At 72.4% G+C, this 22,323-nt stretch carries 22 protein-coding genes and 1 riboswitch; of the genes, 8 read left to right on the plus strand and 14 right to left on the minus strand.

Annotation, left to right across the window (positions count from 1 at the left end; all coding sequences use genetic code 11):
- The first annotated feature begins 88 nt into the window (after positions 1-88).
- The 7 genes from ABZY13_RS13390 to ABZY13_RS13420 all read left to right on the plus strand — a co-directional run bounded on the left by ABZY13_RS13390 (position 89) and on the right by ABZY13_RS13420 (position 7,144).
- Positions 89-637, plus strand: a complete 549-nt coding sequence (locus tag ABZY13_RS13390) for an Lrp/AsnC family transcriptional regulator (protein WP_356630002.1) — start codon at positions 89-91, stop codon at positions 635-637.
- 20 nt (positions 638-657) lie between these two features.
- Positions 658-2,022, plus strand: coding sequence for an aspartate aminotransferase family protein (locus tag ABZY13_RS13395; RefSeq protein WP_356630004.1), 1,365 nt, complete (start codon positions 658-660; stop codon positions 2,020-2,022).
- A gap of 188 nt (positions 2,023-2,210) precedes the next feature.
- A complete protein-coding gene (locus ABZY13_RS13400) occupies positions 2,211-2,951 on the plus strand; it encodes an ATP-binding cassette domain-containing protein (protein WP_356630006.1) in 741 nt (246 codons plus the stop codon).
- The gene (locus ABZY13_RS13405) at positions 2,933-4,507 is read left to right on the plus strand and encodes a hypothetical protein (RefSeq protein ID WP_356630008.1); all 1,575 of its coding nucleotides are present in this window, start codon (positions 2,933-2,935) and stop codon (positions 4,505-4,507) included. Before ABZY13_RS13400 ends, ABZY13_RS13405 begins: the two co-directional genes overlap by 19 nt.
- Before the next feature lie 109 nt (positions 4,508-4,616).
- Positions 4,617-5,024 carry a VOC family protein gene (locus ABZY13_RS13410; RefSeq protein ID WP_356630010.1) on the plus strand — a complete coding sequence of 136 codons (408 nt, stop codon included), beginning with the start codon at positions 4,617-4,619 and terminating at the stop codon, positions 5,022-5,024.
- 179 nt (positions 5,025-5,203) lie between these two features.
- Positions 5,204-6,283 carry a Rossmann fold nucleotide-binding protein gene (locus ABZY13_RS13415; RefSeq protein ID WP_356630150.1) on the plus strand — a complete coding sequence of 360 codons (1,080 nt, stop codon included), beginning with the start codon at positions 5,204-5,206 and terminating at the stop codon, positions 6,281-6,283.
- 180 nt (positions 6,284-6,463) lie between these two features.
- Positions 6,464-7,144 (plus strand): LAETG motif-containing sortase-dependent surface protein, encoded by a 681-nt coding sequence (locus ABZY13_RS13420; protein ID WP_356630012.1) that lies wholly within the window; start codon positions 6,464-6,466, stop codon positions 7,142-7,144.
- 108 nt (positions 7,145-7,252) lie between these two features.
- On the opposite strand, the gene ABZY13_RS13425 is transcribed toward ABZY13_RS13420, so the two are convergent.
- From ABZY13_RS13425 to rpsB, 11 genes are all read right to left on the minus strand, one after another.
- The gene (locus ABZY13_RS13425; protein WP_356630014.1) at positions 7,253-8,062 is read right to left on the minus strand and encodes a maleylpyruvate isomerase family mycothiol-dependent enzyme; all 810 of its coding nucleotides are present in this window, start codon (positions 8,060-8,062) and stop codon (positions 7,253-7,255) included.
- 23 nt (positions 8,063-8,085) lie between these two features.
- On the minus strand, positions 8,086-9,105 hold the full coding sequence (locus tag ABZY13_RS13430) for an ABC transporter ATP-binding protein (RefSeq protein ID WP_356630016.1): 1,020 nt from the start codon (positions 9,103-9,105) through the stop codon (positions 8,086-8,088).
- Positions 9,105-10,778, minus strand: coding sequence for an iron ABC transporter permease (locus ABZY13_RS13435; protein ID WP_356630018.1), 1,674 nt, complete (start codon positions 10,776-10,778; stop codon positions 9,105-9,107). The genes ABZY13_RS13430 and ABZY13_RS13435 overlap by 1 nt, the downstream gene beginning before the upstream one ends.
- Complete coding sequence (locus ABZY13_RS13440) at positions 10,754-11,848, minus strand: thiamine ABC transporter substrate-binding protein (RefSeq protein WP_356630020.1); 1,095 nt, start codon at positions 11,846-11,848, stop codon at positions 10,754-10,756. The genes ABZY13_RS13435 and ABZY13_RS13440 overlap by 25 nt, the downstream gene beginning before the upstream one ends.
- 64 nt (positions 11,849-11,912) lie before the next feature.
- Positions 11,913-12,019: riboswitch (TPP riboswitch) on the minus strand.
- A 43-nt stretch (positions 12,020-12,062) separates the two neighbouring features.
- Positions 12,063-13,169: a 23S rRNA (adenine(2503)-C(2))-methyltransferase RlmN gene (rlmN, locus tag ABZY13_RS13445; protein ID WP_356630022.1), complete on the minus strand. Its 1,107-nt coding sequence runs from the start codon at positions 13,167-13,169 to the stop codon at positions 12,063-12,065.
- Between the two features lie 54 nt (positions 13,170-13,223).
- Complete coding sequence (locus ABZY13_RS13450) at positions 13,224-13,370, minus strand: hypothetical protein (RefSeq protein ID WP_356630024.1); 147 nt, start codon at positions 13,368-13,370, stop codon at positions 13,224-13,226.
- Between the two features lie 117 nt (positions 13,371-13,487).
- Positions 13,488-14,612: a phosphatidate cytidylyltransferase gene (locus ABZY13_RS13455; RefSeq protein WP_356630026.1), complete on the minus strand. Its 1,125-nt coding sequence runs from the start codon at positions 14,610-14,612 to the stop codon at positions 13,488-13,490.
- Positions 14,612-15,169, minus strand: a complete 558-nt coding sequence (gene frr / locus ABZY13_RS13460) for a ribosome recycling factor (protein ID WP_044388432.1) — start codon at positions 15,167-15,169, stop codon at positions 14,612-14,614. The genes ABZY13_RS13455 and frr overlap by 1 nt, the downstream gene beginning before the upstream one ends.
- A gap of 143 nt (positions 15,170-15,312) precedes the next feature.
- Complete coding sequence (gene pyrH, locus ABZY13_RS13465; RefSeq protein WP_356630029.1) at positions 15,313-16,071, minus strand: UMP kinase; 759 nt, start codon at positions 16,069-16,071, stop codon at positions 15,313-15,315.
- Between the two features lie 215 nt (positions 16,072-16,286).
- Positions 16,287-17,123: a translation elongation factor Ts gene (gene tsf, locus ABZY13_RS13470; protein ID WP_356630031.1), complete on the minus strand. Its 837-nt coding sequence runs from the start codon at positions 17,121-17,123 to the stop codon at positions 16,287-16,289.
- 157 nt (positions 17,124-17,280) lie between these two features.
- Positions 17,281-18,198, minus strand: coding sequence for a 30S ribosomal protein S2 (gene rpsB / locus ABZY13_RS13475; protein ID WP_356630033.1), 918 nt, complete (start codon positions 18,196-18,198; stop codon positions 17,281-17,283).
- A 264-nt stretch (positions 18,199-18,462) separates the two neighbouring features.
- On the opposite strand from rpsB, the gene ABZY13_RS13480 reads away from it, so the two are divergent.
- Entirely contained in the window at positions 18,463-19,197 is a 735-nt protein-coding gene (locus ABZY13_RS13480) for a M23 family metallopeptidase (RefSeq protein WP_356630035.1), read from the plus strand.
- A 110-nt stretch (positions 19,198-19,307) separates the two neighbouring features.
- On the opposite strand, the gene ABZY13_RS13485 is transcribed toward ABZY13_RS13480, so the two are convergent.
- From ABZY13_RS13485 to dprA, 3 genes are all read right to left on the minus strand, one after another.
- On the minus strand, positions 19,308-19,865 hold the full coding sequence (locus ABZY13_RS13485) for a helix-turn-helix domain-containing protein (RefSeq protein ID WP_356630152.1): 558 nt from the start codon (positions 19,863-19,865) through the stop codon (positions 19,308-19,310).
- 100 nt (positions 19,866-19,965) lie between these two features.
- On the minus strand, positions 19,966-20,808 hold the full coding sequence (gene whiG, locus ABZY13_RS13490; protein WP_356630037.1) for an RNA polymerase sigma factor WhiG: 843 nt from the start codon (positions 20,806-20,808) through the stop codon (positions 19,966-19,968).
- Positions 20,809-21,153: 345 nt separating this feature from the next.
- Positions 21,154-22,284, minus strand: a complete 1,131-nt coding sequence (gene dprA / locus ABZY13_RS13495) for a DNA-processing protein DprA (protein ID WP_356630154.1) — start codon at positions 22,282-22,284, stop codon at positions 21,154-21,156.
- Between the last annotated feature and the right edge of the window lie 39 nt (positions 22,285-22,323).

A 22,323-nucleotide genomic window follows, 5' to 3' on the forward strand; every position in this document is an offset into this window, starting at 1 on the left:
CGCCGCGCCGATTCTGCGAAATCCGCACACTGCGAACGCGTAAACAACGGATTTCATCAATCCGGCCTTGCGAAACCGTCGAGTCCTCATGCACAGTGAGGTCGTGGCCAGTCGAAGCGCAGACCAGAGAGGCACGCGGGACCTCCGCGAGACCTCCCGTGAGACCCCCCGCGAGCCGAGGAACGGCAGCCCCCAGCTGGACGCCGTCTCGCTCGCGATCATCGAGCAGCTCCAGGAGGACGGCCGCCGGCCGTACGCCGCGATCGGCAAGGCCGTGGGCCTGTCGGAGGCGGCCGTGCGCCAGCGCGTCCAGAAGCTGCTCGACCAGGGCGTGATGCAGATCGTCGCCGTCACCGACCCGCTCACCGTGGGCTTCCGGCGGCAGGCGATGGTCGGGATCAACGTCGAGGGCGACGCGGAGTCCGTGGCCGACGCGCTGACCGGCATGGCGGAGGTCGAGTACGTGGTGATGACCGCGGGCTCGTTCGACGTGCTCGCGGAGATCGTCTGCGAGGACGACGACCACCTGCTGGACGTCATCAACAAGCGCATCCGCGCCCTGCCCGGCGTGCGCTCCACCGAGAGCTTCGTCTACCTCAAGCTCAAGAAGCAGACCTACATGTGGGGAACCCGATAACCCGTGAGGACCCGATAACCGTGAGCACCAAGGACCTCAGCCGCTCCGCGTACGACCACCTGTGGATGCACTTCACCCGCATGTCCTCGTACGAGAACTCCCCCGTCCCGACGATCGTCCGCGGCGAGGGCACCTACATCTACGACGACAAGGGCAGGCGCTACCTCGACGGACTCGCGGGCCTGTTCGTGGTCCAGGCCGGGCACGGCCGCACGGAGCTGGCCGAGACCGCCGCCAAGCAGGCCCAGGAGCTGGCCTTCTTCCCGGTCTGGTCCTACGCCCACCCCCGCGCCGTCGAGCTGGCCGAGCGCCTCGCCGACCACGCCCCGGGCGATCTGAACAAGGTCTTCTTCACCACCGGCGGCGGCGAAGCGGTCGAGACCGCCTGGAAGCTCGCCAAGCAGTACTTCAAGCTGACGGGCAAGCCCACCAAGTACAAGGTCATCTCGCGCGCGGTCGCCTACCACGGCACCCCGCAGGGAGCCCTGTCCATCACCGGCCTGCCGGCCCTGAAGGCCCCCTTCGAGCCGCTGGTGCCGGGCGCGCACAAAGTGCCGAACACCAACATCTACCGCGCCCCGATCCACGGCGACGACCCCGAGGCCTTCGGCCGCTGGGCCGCCGACCAGATCGAGCAGCAGATCCTCTTCGAGGGCCCGGACACGGTGGCCGCGGTCTTCCTGGAGCCGGTGCAGAACGCCGGCGGCTGCTTCCCGCCGCCGCCCGGCTACTTCCAGCGGGTGCGCGAGATCTGCGACCGGTACGACGTGCTGCTCGTCTCGGACGAGGTCATCTGCGCCTTCGGCCGCCTGGGCACGATGTTCGCCTGCGACAAGTTCGGCTACGTCCCGGACATGATCACCTGCGCCAAGGGCATGACCTCGGGCTACTCCCCGATCGGCGCGTGCATCGTCTCCGACCGTCTCGCCGAGCCGTTCTACAAGGGCGGCAACACCTTCCTGCACGGCTACACCTTCGGCGGCCACCCGGTCTCCGCCGCGGTGGGCCTGGCCAATCTCGACCTGTTCGAGCGGGAGAACCTCACCCAGCACGTCCTGGACAACGAGGGCGCGTTCCTCTCCACGCTGCAGAAGCTGCACGACCTGCCGATCGTCGGCGACGTCCGCGGCAACGGCTTCTTCTACGGCATCGAACTGGTCAAGGACAAGGCGACCAAGGAATCCTTCGACGCGGAGGAGACCGAGCGGGTCCTGTACGGCTTCCTGTCCAAGGCCCTGTTCGAGAACGGCCTGTACTGCCGCGCCGACGACCGCGGCGACCCGGTCGTGCAGCTCGCGCCGCCGCTGATCTCCGACCAGCGGACGTTCGACGAGATCGAGCAGATCCTGCGCGCGACGCTGACGGAGGCGTGGACGAAGCTCTGACCGTCCCGTCGCTGATCAACACCGGCCCCGGACCCGTCCGTTCGAGTGAGAACGGCCGCCCGGGGCCGTGTGCTGTCCGGGCTTCCCGCGTGGTCTGCCTAGCGTGCCAGTGACCGATCGGCCCGGCTGTTCGTTCCCCCGGACGGGGGACCACACGGGAAAACGGATCAGAACCGAGGTGTACGCCCATGGAGGCCCCACCGGACAACGACGTGCTGTGGGCACGGTCCCTGCACTTCACCCACCCCGACGGCTTCGCCGCGCTCGGCGGCGTCTCGCTCGCCGTGCGGGAGGGCGAGATCCTCGCCGTCACGGGTCCGCGCGGCAGCGGAAAAACGACCCTGCTGCACTGTCTCGCGGGACTGGTCCGCGTCCGCCGCGGCGAGGTCTGGTTCAACAGCCTCCCCGTGCACACCATGGGCTCCGTGGCCCGTGAACGGCTGCGCCGGGAGCGCTTCACCTGGATCGACCCGGGACCCTCGCTGGTCCCCGAGCTGAACGCCTGGGAGAACGCCGCGCTGCCGATGATGCTGCGCGGCATCGGCCGCCGCCGCGCCAAGGCCGCCGCCCTGGAGTGGCTGGAGCGCCTCGACGTGGGCGGCAAGGCCCGCAAACGCCCGCACCAGCTCACCAAGGCCGAGCGCCAGCGGGTGTGCGTCGCCCGCGCGGTGGCCCCCGCTCCGACGGTCCTGTTCGCCGACGAGCCGACCGCTCCCCTGCACCGCGCCGACCGCGCCCAGGTGCTGCGCACCCTCACCACGGCCGCCCGCTCGCACGGCATCACCGTCGTGTTCGCCACCCACGACCCGGACGCCGCGGCCGTCGCCGACCGCACGGTGTCGCTGCGCGACGGCCGGCGCGTCAACACCGTGCACCTGCCGCCGGTCGCCGACTCGGAAGGCCGGGCCGCGTGCTCGCTCTCCGTCTGACCCGAAGCGCCCACCCGGCCGTCCAGCTGCGCCGGCTGCTCGTCGCGGCGGCCTCGGCGGGCACGGGCTTCCTGCTGCTGTGCGCCCTCGGCCACGCGCTGAGCCACCCGCACGATCCGGCCGCCTCCGCGCTGCGGCTCGCCTGGTGCGCGGCGCCGCTCGCCGCCACCGTCCAGTTCGCGGTGGCCGTCGCCCGCACCGACCCCGGCACCCGGCCCCGCCCCGGCCTCTCCGCGATCGGCCTCGGCCCGGCCCGTCTGATGGCCGTCGCGGCGACGACGACGGCCCTGTCGACCACCGTCGGCTCGACGCTCGCCCTGCTGTTCTTCCTGCACCTGCGCGGCGACCTCACGGGCCTGCCCTTCGACGCCGCGGCGGCGGACTTCCTCGCCGCGGGCCACCCCCTCCCGCTCCCCGCCGCCCTCACCCTCCTCGCCCTGGTCCCGGCGGCGGCGTCCCTGGCCGTCGCCGTGGTCCTGCGGCCACGGGAGAGCCGGCGCACGGGGCGGAGGCAGGGCGGCCGGTCGGGGTGGGCGAGGCAGGGCGGCCGGTCGGGGTGGGCGCGGGCCGGCGGCCACGGCACCAGGCGCGGGTCCGCCGGAGCGGGCGGCCGCGTCCGCCCGCCGTCCGCGGATGCCGCCCGGCCCGTCGGGACGGACGGCGCCGGCGAGGCCCGCCGGGCCCACGCGACCGGCGGCCGGGACGGCGCCCCCCGGCCCCACGCGGCGGAGGGTTCCGGTCGCGCGCCCGCGGCCGTCGGGTCGTACGGCCCCTCCGGCCACCGGCCCCACCGGGCGCCGACCGCGCGCACCGCGGACGCGCGGGAGACCGACGTGTGGGAGGCGGACGTGTGGGAGGCGGCCCCCCGTCCGACGGACCGCCACGAGGACCGCTCCCGCCCGGCGTACGGCGTCACCGCCCCCTCGCCCCTCCCCACCGACCACCGCGCCGCCCCCGTCGCCCTTCCCTGGGGCATGACCACCGTCGCCGCCGGGCTCGCCGTCGAGGCCTACGCCGGGCATGCCACGGCCACTCCCGCCGGACTCGCCCTCCCCGGAGGACTGACCGGCGGACCGGCCGGCGTGCTTCTCGGGTGGGCGCTCACCGCCCTCGGGCTCGCCCTCGCCGGCCCCGGCCTCACGCACCTGTCCGGCAGGCTGCTCCAGGCCGTCCGGCCCGGGGCGCTGCGGCTGCTCGCGGGCCGGGTCCTGATGGCGGAGGCGTCCCGCATCGGACGGCCCCTCGGCGTGGTCTGCGCCGTCGCCTCCGCCGCGTACGCGACGGCCGTCCTGCGCGCTCCGGACGGGCCGTCCTTCGGTCCGCTGTCCACCCTCGGCGCGCTGCTCGTCGCCGGCTGCGCCGTCGCCACGCTGCTCACCGCGGCCGTGGAGGCCCGGCAGATCCGCGCCGAGACCACCGCCGCCCTGGTGCGGCTCGGGGCCCCCGCCGCGCTGCTGCGCGCCGCCGCCGCGCTGCGCGCCGGGGCGCTCGTCGCCGTCTTCACGCCGCTGACCCTGGTCGTCGCCGAGCTGGCCGCCCAGCCCCTGGCCCGCTGAGGGACACTGCGGAGATCCCGCGGAAAAAAATCTTCGGGCGCCGATGAGTTCGCGGACCCGCCCCGGTCTACCCACCGAACACGACGAACCCGACGGGAAAGGCCCCGCCATGTACCAGCAGATGATCTTCGTGAACCTGCCCGTGAACGACATCGAGGCCTCGAAGAAGTTCTTCACGGAACTGGGCTACTCGATCAACCCCCAGTTCAGCGACGAGACCACGGCCAGCGTCGTGATCAGCGACACGATCATCGCGATGATGCTCTCCAAGGAGAAGTACGCCCAGTTCACCAAGAAGGAGATCGCGGACGCCACGAAGACCAGCGAGGTCCTGATCGCGCTGAGCGCCGAGAGCCGCGAGAACGTGGACGAGCTGGTGGACAAGGCGATCGCGGCGGGCGGCACCGCCTCGGGCGAGACCCAGGACCTCGGTTTCATGTACGGCCGCGCCTTCGACGACTTGGACGGCCACACCTGGGAGGTCGTGTGGATGGACCCGGCGGCCATCGAGGGCTGAGCCCGCACCGGCCGCCCGTCGGCGGGGCGGGCGGCCCTCGTGCCTAGCATGGGCGGGTGCAGCAACCACCCGCCCGCGCATCCCACCCGTCCGCTCCCGCGCCGGCCCCCGCGGACTCGTCCAGCGGAGCCTTCCCCACCGGCGCCACGGCCTCCCACACAGCCTCGCACGACCGCGAGATCGAGTCGCTCGCCGAGTTCGACGAGGTCCTCGCCGCCCATGGCACCCTGGCCCGGTTCCGGGTCCAGGCCGTCGATCTGACCGGCCGTACGGACCGCCTGCTGACCGCCGACGTCTCGGGCGCCGTCTTCCTCGGCTGCCCGATGAGCCCCGAGGCCGCGAACCGGGTCGCCGCCGCCGGGGCACTCGTCTTCCCGCCCGCACCGGGCCTGCCCTTCGACCCGTACCGGGGCTTCGTGTACACCCCCGAGGAGCTGTTCGACTCCCTCGACGCGGGCTACGAGGCCACCCCCGACTTCCACGCCTACGCCTGGTTCCGGTCGACCCGGGCCGACGGGGACGTCTTCGCGTCCATGCTGCGCACCGTCCACGACGACGCGATCTCCGACGCGCTCGACGAACTCCTCGTCGGCGCACGGGTGGTGGGCGTCATGGGCGGCCACGCGATGGCGCGCGGCACCGCGCCGTACGAGGGCGCCGCCCGGCTCGGGCGCGAGCTGGCCCGCGCCGGACTGACCGTCGCCACCGGCGGCGGCCCGGGTGCGATGGAAGCGGCCAACCTCGGCGCGTACGCCGCCCCGTTCGACGACGGGATGCTCGCCGAGGCCCTGCGGCTCCTCGCCGAGGCACCGCAGTTCGTCCCGTCGGTCACCGACTGGGCGCGGGCCGCCTTCGAGGTGCGCGCCCGCTGGCCGCACGGCGGTCCCTCGGTCGGCGTCCCGACCTGGTTCTACGGCCATGAGCCGCCGAACGCCTTCGCCGCGCACATCGCCAAGTACTTCGCCAACGCCACCCGCGAGGACGGCCTGTTGGCGCGCTGCACCGCGGGTGTGGTCTTCCTGCCGGGAGCGGCCGGGACCGTGCAGGAGATCTTCGACAACACGACCCCGAACTACTACGAGTCGCGCGGCGAGCCGACCCCCATGGTTCTGGTCGACCGCGCGCACTGGACGGAGCGGTTGCCGGCCTGGCCGCTGCTGCGATCACTCGCCCGGGAGCGGCCGATGGAGGCGCGGATCGCGCTGGTGGACACCATCGAGGAGGCGCCGGCGGCCCTCGAGCGGCTCGGTGGCCGGTAAGACCCCTTCGCGGCCCATGAGCGGGTAAAGGCAAGTCCCCCGCGGGGACCGCGGATTGACACTGTTATCGAACGCTTATAGACCTGTGAGTCTCCTGGGAGTGGTGAGGCGCCGGCACACTCCGATCGTCCCGCCTCTCCCCTCAACCCCCCGCAATCTGCGCGATCCTGAAGGACAAACGTGTCCATAATCCACCGCACCGCACGTCGCCGCGTGCGTTTCCTCGGTGCCGCCTCCGTCTCGGCCGCGCTCGCGCTCGGCGTCGCGGGCCACGCGTTCGCCAGTGACATCGGTCAGTTCTCCGCCGCGGCCGAGTGCGACGGCGGCAAGGGGATCATCACGGTCACGGCCAAGGATCCGGCCGGCACGCCCGCGCTCGTCTCCGTCTACCTCGAGAACAACGGGGCGGACGCCCGGTTCGTCGGTGAGCAGGAGGTCCGGGGCTCGGCCGAGGGCGTCAGCGTGGTCTTCGCCGAGGACTGGAAGCCGGGCGCCGTCTACCGGATCCGCGTCAAGGCCGGCGCCGAGGTCGACGAGGACATCCGGCCGAATCTGACCGCGCCGGGCACGGCCTGCGCCGACGACTCCGAGGACCCGAAGCCGGCCCCGTCGCAGCCGGCGGCCGCCATCTCGGCGCACCCGACGTCCCAGGCGCCCGCGCCGGCCACTCCGCAGACCAGCATCCCGCCGGCCTCCGCGGACAGCGTCCCGTCGCCGGCCACCGGCGACTCCCATCTCGCCGCGACCGGCTCCAGCTCCAACACCGGCCTGATCATCGGCATCGCCGCCGTGCTGGTCGCCGTCGGCGTGGCCGCGGTGTTCCTGGGCCTGCGTCGCCGGGGCACGAACGACGACCGCTGAGCCGAGCGGGCGGGGCATCGGCGAAGGTCGCCCCGGCGGGCGGCCTCATGCGCAGGTCGCCCCCGGCGGGCGGCTTCGGTCGAACGCCGTCCCGGGCGGGCGTTCTCCTCAGTCGAAGGACGCCCGCTCCAGCCAGAACTCCAGCAGCCCGCGCTCGCCGAGCACGTCGAGGCCGGGGCTGTCCAGCGGCAGTCGGCGGTAGAACGCGAGCAGCACGGAGGTGAGCGGCCCGCGCAGGGCGACGGTCGCCTTCTCGTGGCCGCGCCGCCACACCACCCCCTCCCCGGTGAGTTCGATGGTCCACTCGGCGTCGAGGGCGGCGTCCGTGTCGGTGGCGTGCAGGTGGATGCTGCCGGTCCGCCCGAGCAGCTCGCGCGTCGCCTCGCCGGGGGCATAGCGCTGGAGGTACGCCACGATGCCGAGCCACTCGTCGAGGGCGTCGGCGGCGATCTCGGGGGCCACGCGGTACGGCAGGCCGGCGGCGAGGACCGCGTCGGCGCGGTGGACGGCGAGTTCGTGGGTCATCCGGCGCGCCCAGAAACCCGCGGTGCGGGTCCCGGCCCAGCCCCACACCTCGGCGTCGGGCCCGGCCTCGCGCAGGGTGCGCGCCAACCGCTCGCCGCTCTCGGCCATCCAGGCCGCCAGCGCCGGCGCGTCCCCCCGGGCCTCGGGCCCGGCCGCTCCCGGCACCCGGTCCCCGGGGATCATCTCCACGGCGCGGGTGCGCACCATCAGCTCCGCCCAGCGCAGGGCGGAGCCGACGTGCCGGACGAGCTGTTCCAGGGTCCAGTCCGGGCAGGTCGGCACGGTCGCGGACAGATCGGCGCCGGAGGCGACCAGCACCTCCAACTCCTGTGCCTGCGCGGCGATTTCCTCGCAGTAGCGGTCGTACGTCAAAGGTTCGGCACGGTCGGTCATGCCCGCACCCTACGGTCGCCCGGTCAGCCGAGCACCACGATTTCCGCCGGGTCGAACTCCACCCCGACCACGCCCCCGGCCTCGGGAGCGTCCCGCAAAGCACACGCCGCCTCCAGCCGCGGCGTGCCCTCCGGCTGGAGCTGTACGGCGACATGGGTGCCCTTGAACGTGCGCGCGACCACCGTGCAGCGCAGGCCGGCGCCGGCCTCGACCAGGCGCACCCCGGCGGGCCGTACGAGCAGGGTCCGGGAGCCCTGGGGGGCGCCCTCGGGCACGGGCAGCCTGCCCCACGGCGTGTCCGCGGCCCGTCCGCCCACTGTCGCCGAGGTCACGTTCTCGAAGCCGAGGAAGCGGGCCACGAACGCGTCGGCCGGCCTCTGCCACACGTCAAGGGGCGAGCCCGACTGGGCGATCCGTCCGTCCCGCATGACCACGACCCGGTCGGCCAGCGCGAACGCCTCGCCCTGGTCGTGCGTCACGGCGAGCACGGTGGTGCCCAACCGGGTGAACAGCTCGCGCAGCTCCACCACCAGCCGCTCCCGCAGAGAGCGGTCGAGCTGCCCGAGCGGCTCGTCCAGCATCAGCAGCCTCGGCCGCGGCGCCAGCGCCCGGGCGAGGGCGACCCGCTGCTGCTCACCCCCGGAGAGCGAGGCGACGGCCCGCCGCCCGGCGCCCGGCAGCCCGACCAGCTCCAGCAGCTGCGCGACCCGTTCGCGCTGCCGCTCCTTCGGCGCCCCGTGCATCCGCAGCCCGAAGGCCACATTGCCGGCCACGTCCCGCTGCGGGAACAGCTGATGGTCCTGGAACATCAGCCCGACGCCCCGCTTGTGCGCGGGCGTCCCCGCCTGGTCCCGCCCGTCGAGCAGCACCCGCCCGGAATCCAGCGGCTGCAGTCCGGCGACCGCCCGCAGCAACGTCGACTTGCCGCTGCCGCTCGGCCCGAGCACGCACACGATCTCGTGCTCGGCGACGCCCAGGCCGACGCCGTCGAGCACGGCCCGCCCGCCGAATCGGACGGTGGCGTCCTGGAGGGCCAGCAGCATCAGAACTCTCCCGTCCGGTCGGTACGCAGACGTTCCAGCACCAGCAGGGCCACCGCGCACACCACCATCAGAATCGTGGACAGGGCCATCGCCTGCCCGTAGTTGAGTTCGCCGGGCCGGCCCAGCAGCCGGGCCACGGCGACCGGCAGCGTCGGGTTGTCGGGCCGGGCGATGAACACCGTGGCGCCGAACTCGCCGAGGGACACGGCGAACGCGAACCCGGCCGCGACCAGCAGCGCCCGCCGCACCATCGGCAGGTCGACCTCGCGCCAGACCCGCCAGGGCGACGCCCCGAGCACCGCCGCCGCCTCGCGCAGCCGCGCGTCCACCGCCCGCAGCACGGGCAGCATCGTCCGCACCACGAACGGCACCCCGACCAGCGCCTGCGCCACCGGCACCAGCAGCCAGGAGGAACGCAGGTCCAGCGGCGGCTCGTCGAGCGCGATCAGGAAGCCGAAGCCCACGGTCACCGCGGACACGCCGAGCGGCAGCATCAGCAGCGCGTCGAAGCCGCGCACGAACCGGCCCGCGTCCCGCCGGGTCAGCGCGGCGGCGGCCAGCCCGCCGACCAGCACGGCGATGGCGGTGGCGACGACGGCGTACCCGAGGGAGTTGCCGACCGCGTTGATCGGCGGCACCAGGAAACTGCCGCCCTCCTGACTGGTCAGCGCCCGGTAGTAGGCGAAGTCGGGGGCGTCGAGGGACCGTTCGACGAGCACGGCCAGCGGCAGCAGGATCAGCGCCGCCACGGTGGCGAGGACCCCGGCCAGCAGCCACCGCTCCCCCGCTCCGCGCGGCCGGTGCGCGGTGACGGAGGCGTCGACCAGCTTCAGCGCGGTCTCCCTGCGCCGTACCGTCCAGGCGTGCAGGGCGAGGATCGCGCCGACCGCGAGGAACTGGATGAGCGTGAGCACCGCGGCCGTGGACAGGTCGAAGATCTCGGAGGTCTGCCGGTAGATCTCCACCTCCAGGGTCGCGAAGGCCGGTCCGCCGAGGATCTGCACGACGCCGAAGGAGGTGAAGGTGAACAGGAAGACCATCAGCGCGGCGGCGGCCACGGCGGGCGCGAGCGCGGGCAGCGTGACCTGCCGCCACGCCCGCAGCGGCGAGGCGCCGAGCATGCGCGCGGCCTCCTCCTGGCGCGGGTCGAGCTGGGCCCACAGCCCGCCGACCGTGCGGACGACGACGGCGTAGTTGAAGAAGACGTGCGCGAGCAGGATCGCCCACACGGTGGTGTCGAGCCGGACGCCCCACAGCTCGTCCAGCAGTCCGCCGCGCCCGACCAGCGCGAGGAACGCCGAGCCGACGACGACCGTCGGCAGCACGAACGGCACGGTCGCCACCGCCCGCAGCACCTGCTTGCCGGGGAAGTCGAGGCGGGCGAAGGCGTAGGCGGCGGGCAGCGCGATCAGCAGCGTCAGCGCGGTGGAGAGCAGGGCCTGCCAGGTGGTGAACCACAGGACGTGCCGGATGTCCGGCCGGGTGAGGACGTCCGCGATCCGGCCCAACTGCCAGGCCCCGTCGACGCGCAGACCGCGGGCGACGATCGCGGCGACGGGGTGGGCGAAGAAGACGCCGAAGAACGCGACGGGCAGGGCGATCAGGCCCAGCCGCGCCGCGCTCCCCTTCGCACGGAGCGCCCGGGACGTCACTTCAGGACGAGCGAGGTCCACGCGCCGACCCACTCGTCGCGGTGGGCGGCGATGTCGTCCGGGGCCATGGTCCGCGGGTCCTCGGCCTGCCGCCCGTACTTCCTGAACTCCTCGGGCACCTGGGCGCCCTCGCGCACCGGGTGGACGAACATGTTCAGCGGCATGTCCTCCTGGAACTCCTTCGAGATCAGGAAGTCCAGCAGCGCCTTGCCGCCCTCGGGGTTCTTCGCGTTGCCGAGCAGCCCGGCGTATTCGATCTGCCGGAAGCAGGTGCCGGTCGCCACGCCGGTCGGGGCGGTGTCCGGCCTGGGGTCGGCGAAGACGACCTCGGCGGGCGGCGAGGAGGCGTACGAGACGACGAGCGGCCGCTCTCCGCCGGCCTCCCGGCCGCCGGAGGACCCGGAGAACTCCTCGTTGTAGGCCTGCTCCCAGCCGTCGACCACCTTCACGCCGTTGGCCTTGAGCTTCTTCCAGTACTCCGGCCAGCCCTCGTCCCCGTACGCGGCGGCGGTGCCGAGCAGGAAGGCGAGGCCGGGCGAGGAGGTGGCGGCGTTCTCGGTGACGAGGAGGTCCCGGTACGCGGGCTTCACCAGGTCGTCGAAGGTCCGCGGCGGGTCCAGCTTGCGGTCGGCGAAGTACTTCTTGTCGTAGTTGACGCAGACGTCGCCGGTGTCGACGGGCGTGACCCGGTGCTTCACCGTCTCGTCGCGGTACTCCGGGCGGATCAGGTCGGCGCCCTTCGCCTCGTACGGCTGGAACAGGCCGTTGTCGAGCGCGCGGGAGAGCAGGGTGTTGTCGACGCCGAAGAAGACGTCGCCCTGCGGGTTGTCCTTGGTGAGGATGGCCTTGTTGACGGCGGTACCGGCGTCGCCGTCCATGAGGACCTTGAGCCGGTAGCCGGACTTCTTCTCGAAGGAGGCGATCACGTCCTTCGACACGACCCACGAGTCGTGGCTGACCAGCGTCACGGTCTTCGAACCGGACGTCCCGGTGCCGTCGGAGCCGTCGGAGTCGCCGGACGTGCACGCGGACAGCGTGACGAGGCCCAGCCCCACGACCGCGGCCGTGAACTTCTTGGCGGTGGTGCTCACCGATTTCCTCCTGGCTGACCAGGAAGAGACGCGGCCCTGCCCGTTCGCGGGCAGGGCGCAACAGCTCGAGTGGTGACCGATCTCCCTACCCAGAATGACCTGGGCGAGGTTCGGAGGGTCTGCGGTCTTGAACCGCACTCTCAGCGCTGTGGCGCTCCCCTGTCGGAATATGTAGGAATACTCAGATCACGAACATGTACGTACGAAGGTCAGACTACCGCTCGGTGGCCGCGAGCTGACCACACGCCCCGTCGATCTCCTGGCCACGGGTGTCCCGGACAGTGACCGGCACCCCGTGCGCGGCGATGGCCTCCACGAACGCCTTCTCGTCCTCGGGCCGCGAGGCGGTCCACTTCGAGCCGGGCGTGGGGTTGAGCGGGATCAGGTTGACGTGCACCGGCCGACCCTTGAGCAGCCGGCCGAGCCGGTCGCCGCGCCATGCCTGGTCGTTGATGTCGCGGATCAGCGCGTACTCGATGGACAGCCGCCGCCCGGACCTGGCCGCGTAGCCGAAGCCCGCGTCGAGCACCTCGCGGACCTTCCACCGGGTGTTGACGGGCACGAGGGTGTCGCGCAGCTCGTCGTCGGGAGCGTGCAGGGAGATCGCGAGCCGGCACTTGAAGCCCTCGTCGGCGAACCGGTGGATCGCCGGGACCAGTCCGACGGTGGACACGGTGATCCCGCGCTGCGACAGCCCCAGCCCGTCCGGCTCGGGGTCGGTCAGCGCGCGGATGGCGCCGACGACCCGCTTGTAGTTGGCGAGCGGCTCGCCCATCCCCATGAAGACGATGTTGGACAGCCGCGCCGGCCCGCCCGGCACCTCGCCGTCCCGCAGCGCCCGCATGCCGTCCACGATCTGGTGCACGATCTCGGCCGTCGACAGGTTCCGGTCCAGTCCCGCCTGCCCGGTGGCGCAGAACGGGCAGTTCATCCCGCATCCGGCCTGCGAGCTGATGCACATCGTCACCCGGTCCGGGTAGCGCATCAGCACCGACTCGACCAGCGTGCCGTCGAACAGCCGCCACAGCGTCTTGCGGGTGGCGCCCTCGTCGGTCGACAGATGCCGTACGACGGTCATCAGCTCGGGGAACAGCGCCTCCCGCAGCCTGGCACGCGAACCGGCGGGGATGTCGGTCCACTGCTCGGGGTCGTGCGCGTACCGCGCGAAGTAGTGCTGCGAGAGCTGCTTGGCGCGAAACGGCTTCTCGCCGATCTCGGCGACGGCTTCCCTGCGCTCGGCGGGCGAGAGATCGGCAAGGTGCCGCGGCGGCTTCTTGGCTCCGCGCGGGGCGACGAAAGTGAGTTCTCCGGGCTTGGGCATGGTCCTACCAGTGTCGCAGATCGAAAACGCCGCCCCGGACGCCCGCCCGCCGCGCTAGAGATCGCCCAGCAGATCCGTGATCGCGGAGAACCAGCCCTCACGGTGGTCCTTGCAGTACTTGTAGCGGCTCCTGCGGATCCGTATCCGCGGCTGCCGGACCGGGACGCCGCACGCGCGGCAGGGTCTCGTCCGTCTGCTCATCGTCGCTCTCCCCCTGTGAACGCCTGCAGCCACTCGTGCAGGTACCAGCCGGAACCCGTGAACGCGGCGAGGGCCCCCCGCCCCGAAGGACGACGGGCCCTCGCCCACTGCCGTCGGTCAGCCGCTGCCCACGAACAGCACCAGCAGCAGCCACACCACCGGCGCCGTCGGCAGCAGCGAGTCCAGCCGGTCCATGATGCCGCCGTGCCCGGGCAGCAGGGTACCCATGTCCTTGATGCCGAGGTCCCGCTTGATCATGGACTCGCCGAGGTCGCCCAGCGTGGCGCTGGCGGCGACCGCGAGGCCCAGGAGCAGGCCCTGCCACCAGGCGCCGTCGTCCACCAGGAACTGCATGCACAGCGCGCCCGCCGCCATGGCGAACGCCACCGCGCCGAGGAGCCCCTCGCGGGTCTTGCCGGGGCTGATGCGCGGCGCCAGCTTGCGCCGGCCGAACCGCCAACCCACCGCGTACGCCCCGGTGTCGCTGACCACCGTCAGCAGCAGGAACGTCAGCACCCGGCGCGGGCCGTCGTCCGCGGCGAGCATCATCGAGACGAACGTCGCCAGGAACGGGACGTAGAACGCGGCGAAGACGCCCGCCGTCACGTCCCTGAGATAGTTCTCCGGCGGTGCGGTCATCCGCCACACGAGCACCGCCAGCGCCGTGAGCGCCATGGCCACCCACGCGCCCTCGGCGCCCCGCGCATAACCGGCGACGACCATCGCAGCGCCGCCCACCGCGAGCGGCACGAGCGGCACGTGGATCTGCTTGCGCTCCTCGAGCCGCTTGGTCAGCTCCCACAGCCCGACGGCCGCGGCGACCGCGATCACGCCCACGAACACGGCCTTGACGACGAACAGCGACACGACGATCACCGCGCCGAGTCCGACGCCGACCCCTATCGCCGCGCCCAGGTCCCGTCCCGCGCTCTTCTTCTGCGGTGCGGGGGCCGGCTGCGGGGCGTCGGGCATGGGCTCCGGATTCTGCGGGGCCGCGCCGTGGTGCGGCGCCGGCCGGCTCTGGTCGCGGAAGGAGGGGCCGCCCGGCCGAGCGGCCCCCCTCTCGTCATCCTGGTCTCCGCCGTGGGCGGACACGTCGGGCACGATGGGCATGGGGCGAGTCTGCTGCGCGGCGAGCGCATCGTAGGCGGGACCCGCCGGGGCGACCCCCTGGAGGGGCCCCCGGTCGGACGGCCCCCAGTACCCAGCGTGCGGCGGCGCCCCCCAGGAAGAGTCGTTCATCAGACCTCGAGAAGCTCCGCTTCCTTGTGCTTGAGCAGCTCGTCCACCTGGGCGACGTACTTCGCGGTGGTGTCGTCGAGCTCCTTCTCCGCACGGCGGCCCTCGTCCTCGCCGACCTCGCCGTCCTTGACCAGCTTGTCGATGGCGTCCTTGGCCTTGCGGCGCACCGAGCGGATGGACACCTTGGCGTCCTCGCCCTTGCCCTTGGCGACCTTGATGTACTCGCGTCGGCGCTCCTCGGTCAGCTCGGGGAACACCACGCGGATGATGTTGCCGTCGTTGCTCGGGTTGACGCCCAGGTCGGAGTCGCGGATCGCCTGCTCGATGTTGCGCAGCGCGCTCTTGTCGAACGGGGTCACGACGGCCATGCGCGGCTCCGGCACGGAGAACGAAGCCAGCTGGTTGATCGGCGTCGGCGCGCCGTAGTAGTCGGCCACGATCTTGTTGAACATCGCCGGGTGCGCACGGCCGGTGCGGATCGCGGCGAAGTCCTCCTTGGCGACCACGACGGCCTTCTCCATCTTCTCCTCGGCCTCGAGGAGGGTCTCTTCGATCACCACTTGCTCCTGCGTGTCTTGAGTAGGCCCGGCTGCGGTTCCGTGGCTGCGGTCGGCGGCCGGCTGCGTCGCGTCTTCTTCCTGCACGTTTCCCGACCGGCGGGACATTGTCCATCCCCCGGCCGGGCAGCGTGGTTCACCGGTCAGTCCCGGCTGCCCTGGTCACCCACGAGCGTGCCGATCTTCTCACCCTTGACGGCGCGGGCGATATTGCCCTCCTTCAGCAGCTCGAAGACCACGATGGGCAGCTTGTTGTCGCGGCACAGCGTGACGGCGGTGGCGTCGGCGACCTTGAGGTCCCGGGTGATGACGTCGCCGTAGCCGAGGGAGTCGAACCGGACCGCGTCCGGGTTGGTCTTGGGGTCGGAGTCGTAGACACCGTCGACGCCGTTCTTGCCCATCAGCAGCGCCTCGGCGTCGATCTCCAGGGCGCGCTGGGCGGCGGTGGTGTCGGTGGAGAAGTACGGCATGCCCATACCGGCGCCGAAGATCACCACGCGGCCCTTCTCCAGGTGCCGTACGGCGCGCAGCGGAATGTACGGCTCGGCGACCTGCCCCATGGTGATGGCGGTCTGCACCCGGCACTGGATGCCCTCCTTCTCCAGGAAGTCCTGGAGGGCGAGGCAGTTCATCACGGTGCCGAGCATGCCCATGTAGTCGGAGCGGGCCCGGTCCATGCCGCGGACCTGGAGTTCGGCGCCGCGGAAGAAGTTGCCGCCGCCGATGACGATGGCGATCTGCGCGCCGTCGCGGACGACGGCCGCGATCTCGCGGGCGATGGCGTGCACCACGTCCGGGTCGACGCCCAGGCCCCCGCCGCCGGAGAAGGCCTCACCGGACAGCTTCAGCAGAAACCGGCCGGGTACTTTGCCGTCGTCGCTCTTCTGGGCCTGCGTCGTCATGGGGTTCTCGCCTCTTCATACGTGGTGCACATACGAAGAAGGCCATTGCCGGTGGTGGGTTCACATCCCCTACGCGGCAATGGCCTCCTCGTCAGATCTGCTGTCGTCCGTGACCCGCCGGGCGCCGGCGCGCACGGCACGGACGACTGCGGTCGACCCTAGCGGTATTCCTCACGGCGTTCCGCCCGGGTCCGCGAGTCGCTCGCGGTTCGGACTCAGATGCCGACCTTGATGCGCGAGAAGCGCTTCAGGGTGACACCGGCCTCATCCAGGACCTTCTGGACCGACTTCTTGTTGTCGAGGGCGTACGGCTGACCGAGCAGCGTGGCGTCCTTGAAGAAGCCGTTCAGGCGACCCTCGACGATCTTGGCGATCGCGGCCTCGGGCTTGCCCTCGGCGCGGGTGGTCTCCTCGGCGATGCGGCGCTCCGACTCGACGACGTCGGCCGGCACGTCCTCCTTGGAGAGGTACTTCGGCGCGAAGGCGGCGATGTGCTGCGCGACGCCCTTGGCGACCTCGGCGTTCGGCTTGTCCAGCTCGACCAGGACACCGATCTGCGGGGGCAGGTCGGGCATGGTGCGGTGCATGTACGCGGTCACGAAGCCGTCCGCGAACTGCGCGAAGCGGTCCAGGACGATCTTCTCGCCGAGGTTGGCGTTGGCCTCGTCCACGTACGCCTGGACCGTCTTGCCGGGCTCGATCTCGGAGGCGAGCAGCGCCTCGATGTCGGCCGGGGAGGTCTTGGCGACGTGCTCGGCGATGGTCTTGGCGACGGCCTGGAACTTGTCGCCCTTGGCGACGAAGTCCGTCTCGCACTTCAGCTCGACCAGGACGCCGGAGGAGTTGTCGTCGGCGATGATGGAGACCACGGCGCCGTTCTCGGCGGAGCGGCCCTCGCGCTTGGCGACGCCCTTCTGGCCCTTGATACGGAGCGCCTCGACGGCCTTCTCGACGTTGCCCTCGGCCTCGTCCAGCGCCTTCTTGCAGTCCATCATGCCGGCGCCGGTGAGCTCGCGGAGCTTCTTGACGTCGGCGGCGGTGTAGTTCGCCATGAGTCTGTGAGTCTTTCTCGAAGTCTGGAGGATCGGAGATCTGCACGGTCTGCGATCCACATGTAGATGCAGATCCGCGACTCGATGCTGACCTACGGGTGAACGGCGGGGGCGGAGTTCATGTCACCGCCCCCGCCGTCAACGCTGACGTCGGCGGTCAGGCCTGCTCGCCCTCGGCGGCCGGAGCCTCGGCGGCCGGAGCCTCGGCGGCGGGGGCCTCCTCGGCGGCGGCCTCGGCAGCGGGGGCCTCGGCAGCGGGGGCCTCGGCCGGCTTCTCGGCGCTGTCCTCGCCGTCGGCCTTCTTCTCGCCCTCGAGCAGGTCGCGCTCCCACTCGGCCAGCGGCTCGCCGGCGGCCTTCTCGCCCTTGCCCTCGGTGGCAACACCGGAGCGGGCGATGAGGCCCTCGGCCACCGCGTCGGCGATCACGCGGGTGAGCAGGGTGACGGAGCGGATCGCGTCGTCGTTGCCCGGGATCTTGTAGTCGACCTCGTCGGGGTCGCAGTTGGTGTCGAGGATGGCGACGACCGGGATGTTGAGCTTCCGGGCCTCGCCGACCGCGATGTGCTCCTTCTTGGTGTCCACGATCCAGACGGCGCTGGGCACCTTCTGCATCTCGCGGATACCGCCGAGGGTCTTCTCCAGCTTGGCCTTCTCGCGCGAGAGGACCAGCAGCTCCTTCTTGGTGAGGCCGGAGGCGGCCACGTCCTCGAAGTCGATCTGCTCGAGCTCCTTGAGGCGCTGCAGACGCTTGTAGACGGTGGAGAAGTTGGTGAGCATGCCGCCCAGCCAGCGCTGGTTGACGTAGGGCATGCCGACGCGGGTGGCCTGCTCGGCGATGGCCTCCTGCGCCTGCTTCTTCGTGCCGACGAACATGACCGTGCCGCCGTGGGCGACGGTCTCCTTGACGAACTCGTAGGCGCGGTCGATGTACGACAGCGACTGGAGCAGGTCGATGATGTAGATGCCGTTGCGCTCGGTGAAGATGAAGCGCTTCATCTTCGGGTTCCAGCGACGGGTCTGGTGACCGAAGTGGACGCCGCTCTCCAGCAGCTCCCGCATCGTGACGACGGCCATGGCCGTATCTCCTTGAATTTCTCGGTTGTGCCGCGGCTGCCGGACGGCTGCCGCGCCTGACGCCCGCTGTGCGCCGTTGCCGCGAAGGACCGAGGGGCGCTGATACCGGGGAGGTACCGGGGCGTGCGAAGTCGACCCGGTGGCCCGGGTCGCCACGAGAAGTGTACGGGACCGTCGCACCGCCGGGTGACGCGGCTGTCCACAACCTGCGGGCGGTCCACAGGCTGCGGCCCTGCTCGCCCGGGGTGCGGGACGGTGGCCGTCATGTGTTCCGTACCTGCGTACCGATGGGCGACGAGGGGTGCGGCGGGGCTGTTGCCGTTCCTCGTCCTCGTGCTGCTGACCGCTGTCGCGATCCTCCCGGCCGGGGCGGCCCCGGCCCCGCGGGTTGCTTCCGCACCGCCCCGGGCCCCGGCCGTATCGGCGCCGCGGACGCCGAGCCCACCGCCGCCGCCTGTGCCTGCGGTCGGCCGGAACTGGCCGGTGGGGGTGCGTCCCGTGGTGTCCCGGGGCTGGGAGCCGCCGCCGACGCCGTACGCCCGCGGTCACCGCGGGGTCGACCTCGCGGCGCCTGCGGGTGCGCCCGTCCGTGCGGTCGCGGCGGGGCGGGTGACCTTCGCGGGCCGGGTGGCCGGAAAGGGCGTGGTCGCCGTGACCCTGACGGGCACGGGTACGCCCGCGCTGCGCACCACGTTCGAACCCGTACGGGTGACCGTGGTCAAGGGCGACGAGGTGATTCCCGGCCAGATGATCGGCACGGTCGAGGCGACCGGCTCGCACTGCACGACGCCCTGCGTCCACTGGGGCCTGCGGCGCGGGGAGGCCTATCTGGACCCGCTGTCCCTGCTGCCGCCGTGGCTGCTGCGCCGGGGGCCGTCGAGACTGCTTCCGGTGCTGGGGGTGCCGCTGCCCGGCCGACCCGCGGACCGGCGTAGGGGCCGTGAGACCCGTGGCCCGGGGCAGCGACCGCGAGCCCCGCGGCCGGCGCAGGGGCCGTGAGCCCCTCGGCCCGGCGCAGGGGCCGTGAGCCCCTCGGCCCGGCGCAGGGGCCGTGAGCCCCTCGGCCCGGCGCAGGGGCCGTGAGCCCCACTGAACGGCGCAGGGGCCGGTCAGCCCCGCACGCCCCGCAGGGCCATGGCCACCGCGGCCTCGGTGATGGCCCCCGGGTCCTCCGCCGCGCCCAGCTCGATACGGCGCACCGCCGCGTCCACGACGCCCTGGAGCAGCATCGCCGCGAGTCGCGGCTCGGTGTGGCCCAGGTCTGCCAGCGCGGCGCCGATCATCGCCACCAGGCCCCCGTGCGCGGCACGGATCTTCTCGCGGGCGCCGGCGTCCAGCTCGCTCGCGGAGATCGCGACGACGGCCCGGTGCCGGCGGTCGCCGACCAGTTCCAGCTGCTTGCGGACATAGGCCTCGACCTTGCCCTCGGCCTCGTCGGCCGCAGCCATCGCGGCCTGGACCTCGGCCGCCCAGACCGGGAAGTCGACGGCGCACAGTTCCTCGACCACGGCCGCCCGCGAGCGGAAGTACTCGTACACGGACGACCGCGCCAGTCCCGTGCGCTCGGCGAGGGCCGGGAAGGTCAGCGCCTCCGTACCGCCCTCGGACAGCAGGGAGCGAGCCGCGTCCAGCAGGGCGGCTCGCTGCATCGACCGGTGCTCGGCCACGGAGGCCGCTCGAATCCTTGGCACGACGTCCACTGTACGGAGCCACTCCGGCGAGCGGGAGTGACGCGCACCGCTTTGGACCGGTACGGGCGGACGCGGATCACCGGCCGAAGCCGGCCAGCTTCGCGCGCAGCTGGAGCACCGACTTGGTGTGGATCTGGCTGACCCTGCTCTCGGTGACGCCGAGCACATTGCCGATCTCGGCGAGCGTCAGGCCCTCGTAGTAATACAGCGTGACCACGGTCTTCTCCCGCTCCGGCAGCGTGTTGATCGCCCGTGCCAGAAACCGCCGCAGCTCCCGGTCCTCGGCCACCTCCACCGGGTTGTCCGCCGTGGTGTCCTCGAGCGTGTCCATCAGGCTCAGCCGGTCGCCGCCCTCGCCGCCGACGTGCAGCAGCTCCTCCAGGGCCACGACGTTCGCCAGCGACAACTGGCTGAAAACCGCGTGCAGTTCCTCCACCGCGATGTCCAGCTCGGCGGCCACCTCGCTCTCGCTCGGAGTACGCCGCAGCCGGGCCTCCAAGGTCGCGTACGCCCGCTCCACGTTCCGCGCCTTCTGCCGCACCGACCTCGGGATCCAGTCCAGCGCGCGCAGCTCGTCGATCATCGCGCCCCGGATCCGGGTGATCGCGTACGTCTCGAACTTGATCTCCCGGTCGATGTCGAACTTCTCGATCGCGTCGATCAGCCCGAACACGCCGGAGGAGACGAAATCGGCCTGCTCGACGTTGGGCGGCAGGCCGACGCTCACCCGTCCCGCCACATACTTCACGAGCGGCGAGTAGTGCAGGATCAGCTGCTCCCGCAGCCGCTCGTCCCCCGTCGCCTTGTACGACCGCCACAGCTCGTCGAGCGTCGAGGGAGCGGGCGGCCGCACGCTGCCACCGTCGCGGGCGGCTGGGGGGATCGCCGCCCGGTCGGACCCGGAGGTGTGCTGGGGCATTCGTCGCCTTGTGCCGTTCTGCCGTGAGGGTGCTGCCTGGGTGACCTGTCGGTCCTTGCCGTCGGTTCGCCGTCTGGTGGTTCTGTCCGTTGGTCCTGCCGGCTCTGCTGCTTGCGCCGGTGCTGATTCTGTTGGTTCGTCCGAGATCCTCGTGAGCGTAGCGTGACTGAAGAGTCGCGGTGTGCGAAGAACGGCCGGACACCGGTACCGGGATGCGTTCGACCGGCCGCACCACCGGGTCACCGCGGTCGCTGTGCGTCATCGCCGGAAGGCGTCAACTCCGCGATTCCACAAGGGCTTCCGGCAGGACCGCGGCGGTTCCCCCGGACGGCCGAACACGCTGGGTCAGCGGGCGGCGCGGCCCTCTCGAACGGACGTCACCGCCTGGCGTGTCAACTTCCAGTCATCGCCGTGTCGTTCGACGTAACCAAGCGCTCTGAGTTCGTACAGTCTCGCGATGGCGTCGTCCTGTGTGGTCAGCGCGACCCGCGCGATCTCGGCCGGCCCGGCCGCCGAGGAGCCCGGCAGCGCGGCGAGAACCCGGCGGGCGGCCGGCTCCAGCAGGTCGCGCGGCAGCACCGGGCCGCGCCGCTCCGGGGCCAGCTCGCCCACTTCCCCGACGAGTTCTACGACCTCGGCGGCGTCGGTGACCAGCTCGGCGCCACCGCGCAGCAGCTCGTGCACACCGGCGGACAGCGCGCTGGTGGCGGGCCCCGGCACGCCCATGGTGTGCCGCCCCAGCCGCTGCGCCGCCCGCGCGGTGACCAGGGATCCGCTGCGGTGGGCGGCCTCCACCACCACGGTGCCCCGGGTCAGCGCGGCGATGACCCGGTTGCGCAGCACGAACCGGCTGGGTGTCGGATGCTCGCCGGGCGGCAACTCCCCGACCACCAGGCCCTGTTCCGCGATCCGGCCGATCAGCTGGGCGTGTCCGCGCGGATAGGGCCGGTCGACGCCGCAGGCGAGTACGGCGACGGTGGCGCCGCCCGCGCCGAGGGCGCCCCGATGGGCGGCCCCGTCGACGCCGTAGGCTCCGCCGGAGACGACCACCCAGCCGCGCTCGGCCAGCCCCGCGGCGAGGGTGACCGCCATGTGCGACCCGTACTCGGTGCACGCCCGCGCGCCGACGAGGGCGACGGATCGGAGCGCCCACATGCGCAGGCCGGCCCGCCCGCGCACCCACAGCCCGAGCGGCCGCGCGTCCCCCAGGTCGTCGAGCTGCCCGGGCCACTCGGCCGCACCCGGGCACACGAACCGCACCCCCGACGCCCGCGCGACCGCGAGGTCCCGTTCCGGCTCGGCCCGCGCGGCCCGCGCCCGTATCCCGGCCCACCGCCTGGCGCTCACCCCGGGCAGCGGCCTGCCCCCGTCCCGCAGTCGCCGCACCACCTCACCGGCCCCCAACTCCCGCACCCACCGTCCGCCCGCCTCGTCCCCGGGCTCCAGGACCCGGGTGAGGAAGACCCGGGCGAGCAGCTCGGGACGAGGCGCATCCGCGCCGGCCTCAGGGGCGGA

The sequence above is a fragment of the Streptomyces sp. NPDC006610 genome, assembly GCF_040611575.1.
Lineage (GTDB): Bacteria > Actinomycetota > Actinomycetes > Streptomycetales > Streptomycetaceae > Streptomyces.

Bases quoted from the DNA above. Each gene is read 5' to 3' on its own strand.
- ABZY13_RS13390 (WP_356630002.1), top strand. From the start codon at position 89: ATGCACAGTGAGGTCGTGGCCAGTCGAAGCGCAGACCAGAGAGGCACG.
- ABZY13_RS13400 (WP_356630006.1), top strand. From the start codon at position 2,211: ATGGAGGCCCCACCGGACAACGACGTGCTGTGGGCACGGTCCCTGCAC.
- ABZY13_RS13410 (WP_356630010.1), top strand. From the start codon at position 4,617: ATGTACCAGCAGATGATCTTCGTGAACCTGCCCGTGAACGACATCGAG.
- ABZY13_RS13425 (WP_356630014.1), bottom strand. From the start codon at position 8,062: ATGACCGACCGTGCCGAACCTTTGACGTACGACCGCTACTGCGAGGAA.
- ABZY13_RS13430 (WP_356630016.1), bottom strand. From the start codon at position 9,105: ATGCTGCTGGCCCTCCAGGACGCCACCGTCCGATTCGGCGGGCGGGCC.
- rlmN (WP_356630022.1), bottom strand. From the start codon at position 13,169: ATGCCCAAGCCCGGAGAACTCACTTTCGTCGCCCCGCGCGGAGCCAAG.
- ABZY13_RS13450 (WP_356630024.1), bottom strand. From the start codon at position 13,370: ATGAGCAGACGGACGAGACCCTGCCGCGCGTGCGGCGTCCCGGTCCGG.
- ABZY13_RS13455 (WP_356630026.1), bottom strand. From the start codon at position 14,612: ATGAACGACTCTTCCTGGGGGGCGCCGCCGCACGCTGGGTACTGGGGG.
- pyrH (WP_356630029.1), bottom strand. From the start codon at position 16,071: ATGACGACGCAGGCCCAGAAGAGCGACGACGGCAAAGTACCCGGCCGG.
- tsf (WP_356630031.1), bottom strand. From the start codon at position 17,123: ATGGCGAACTACACCGCCGCCGACGTCAAGAAGCTCCGCGAGCTCACC.
- rpsB (WP_356630033.1), bottom strand. From the start codon at position 18,198: ATGGCCGTCGTCACGATGCGGGAGCTGCTGGAGAGCGGCGTCCACTTC.
- ABZY13_RS13480 (WP_356630035.1), top strand. From the start codon at position 18,463: ATGTGTTCCGTACCTGCGTACCGATGGGCGACGAGGGGTGCGGCGGGG.
- whiG (WP_356630037.1), bottom strand. From the start codon at position 20,808: ATGCCCCAGCACACCTCCGGGTCCGACCGGGCGGCGATCCCCCCAGCC.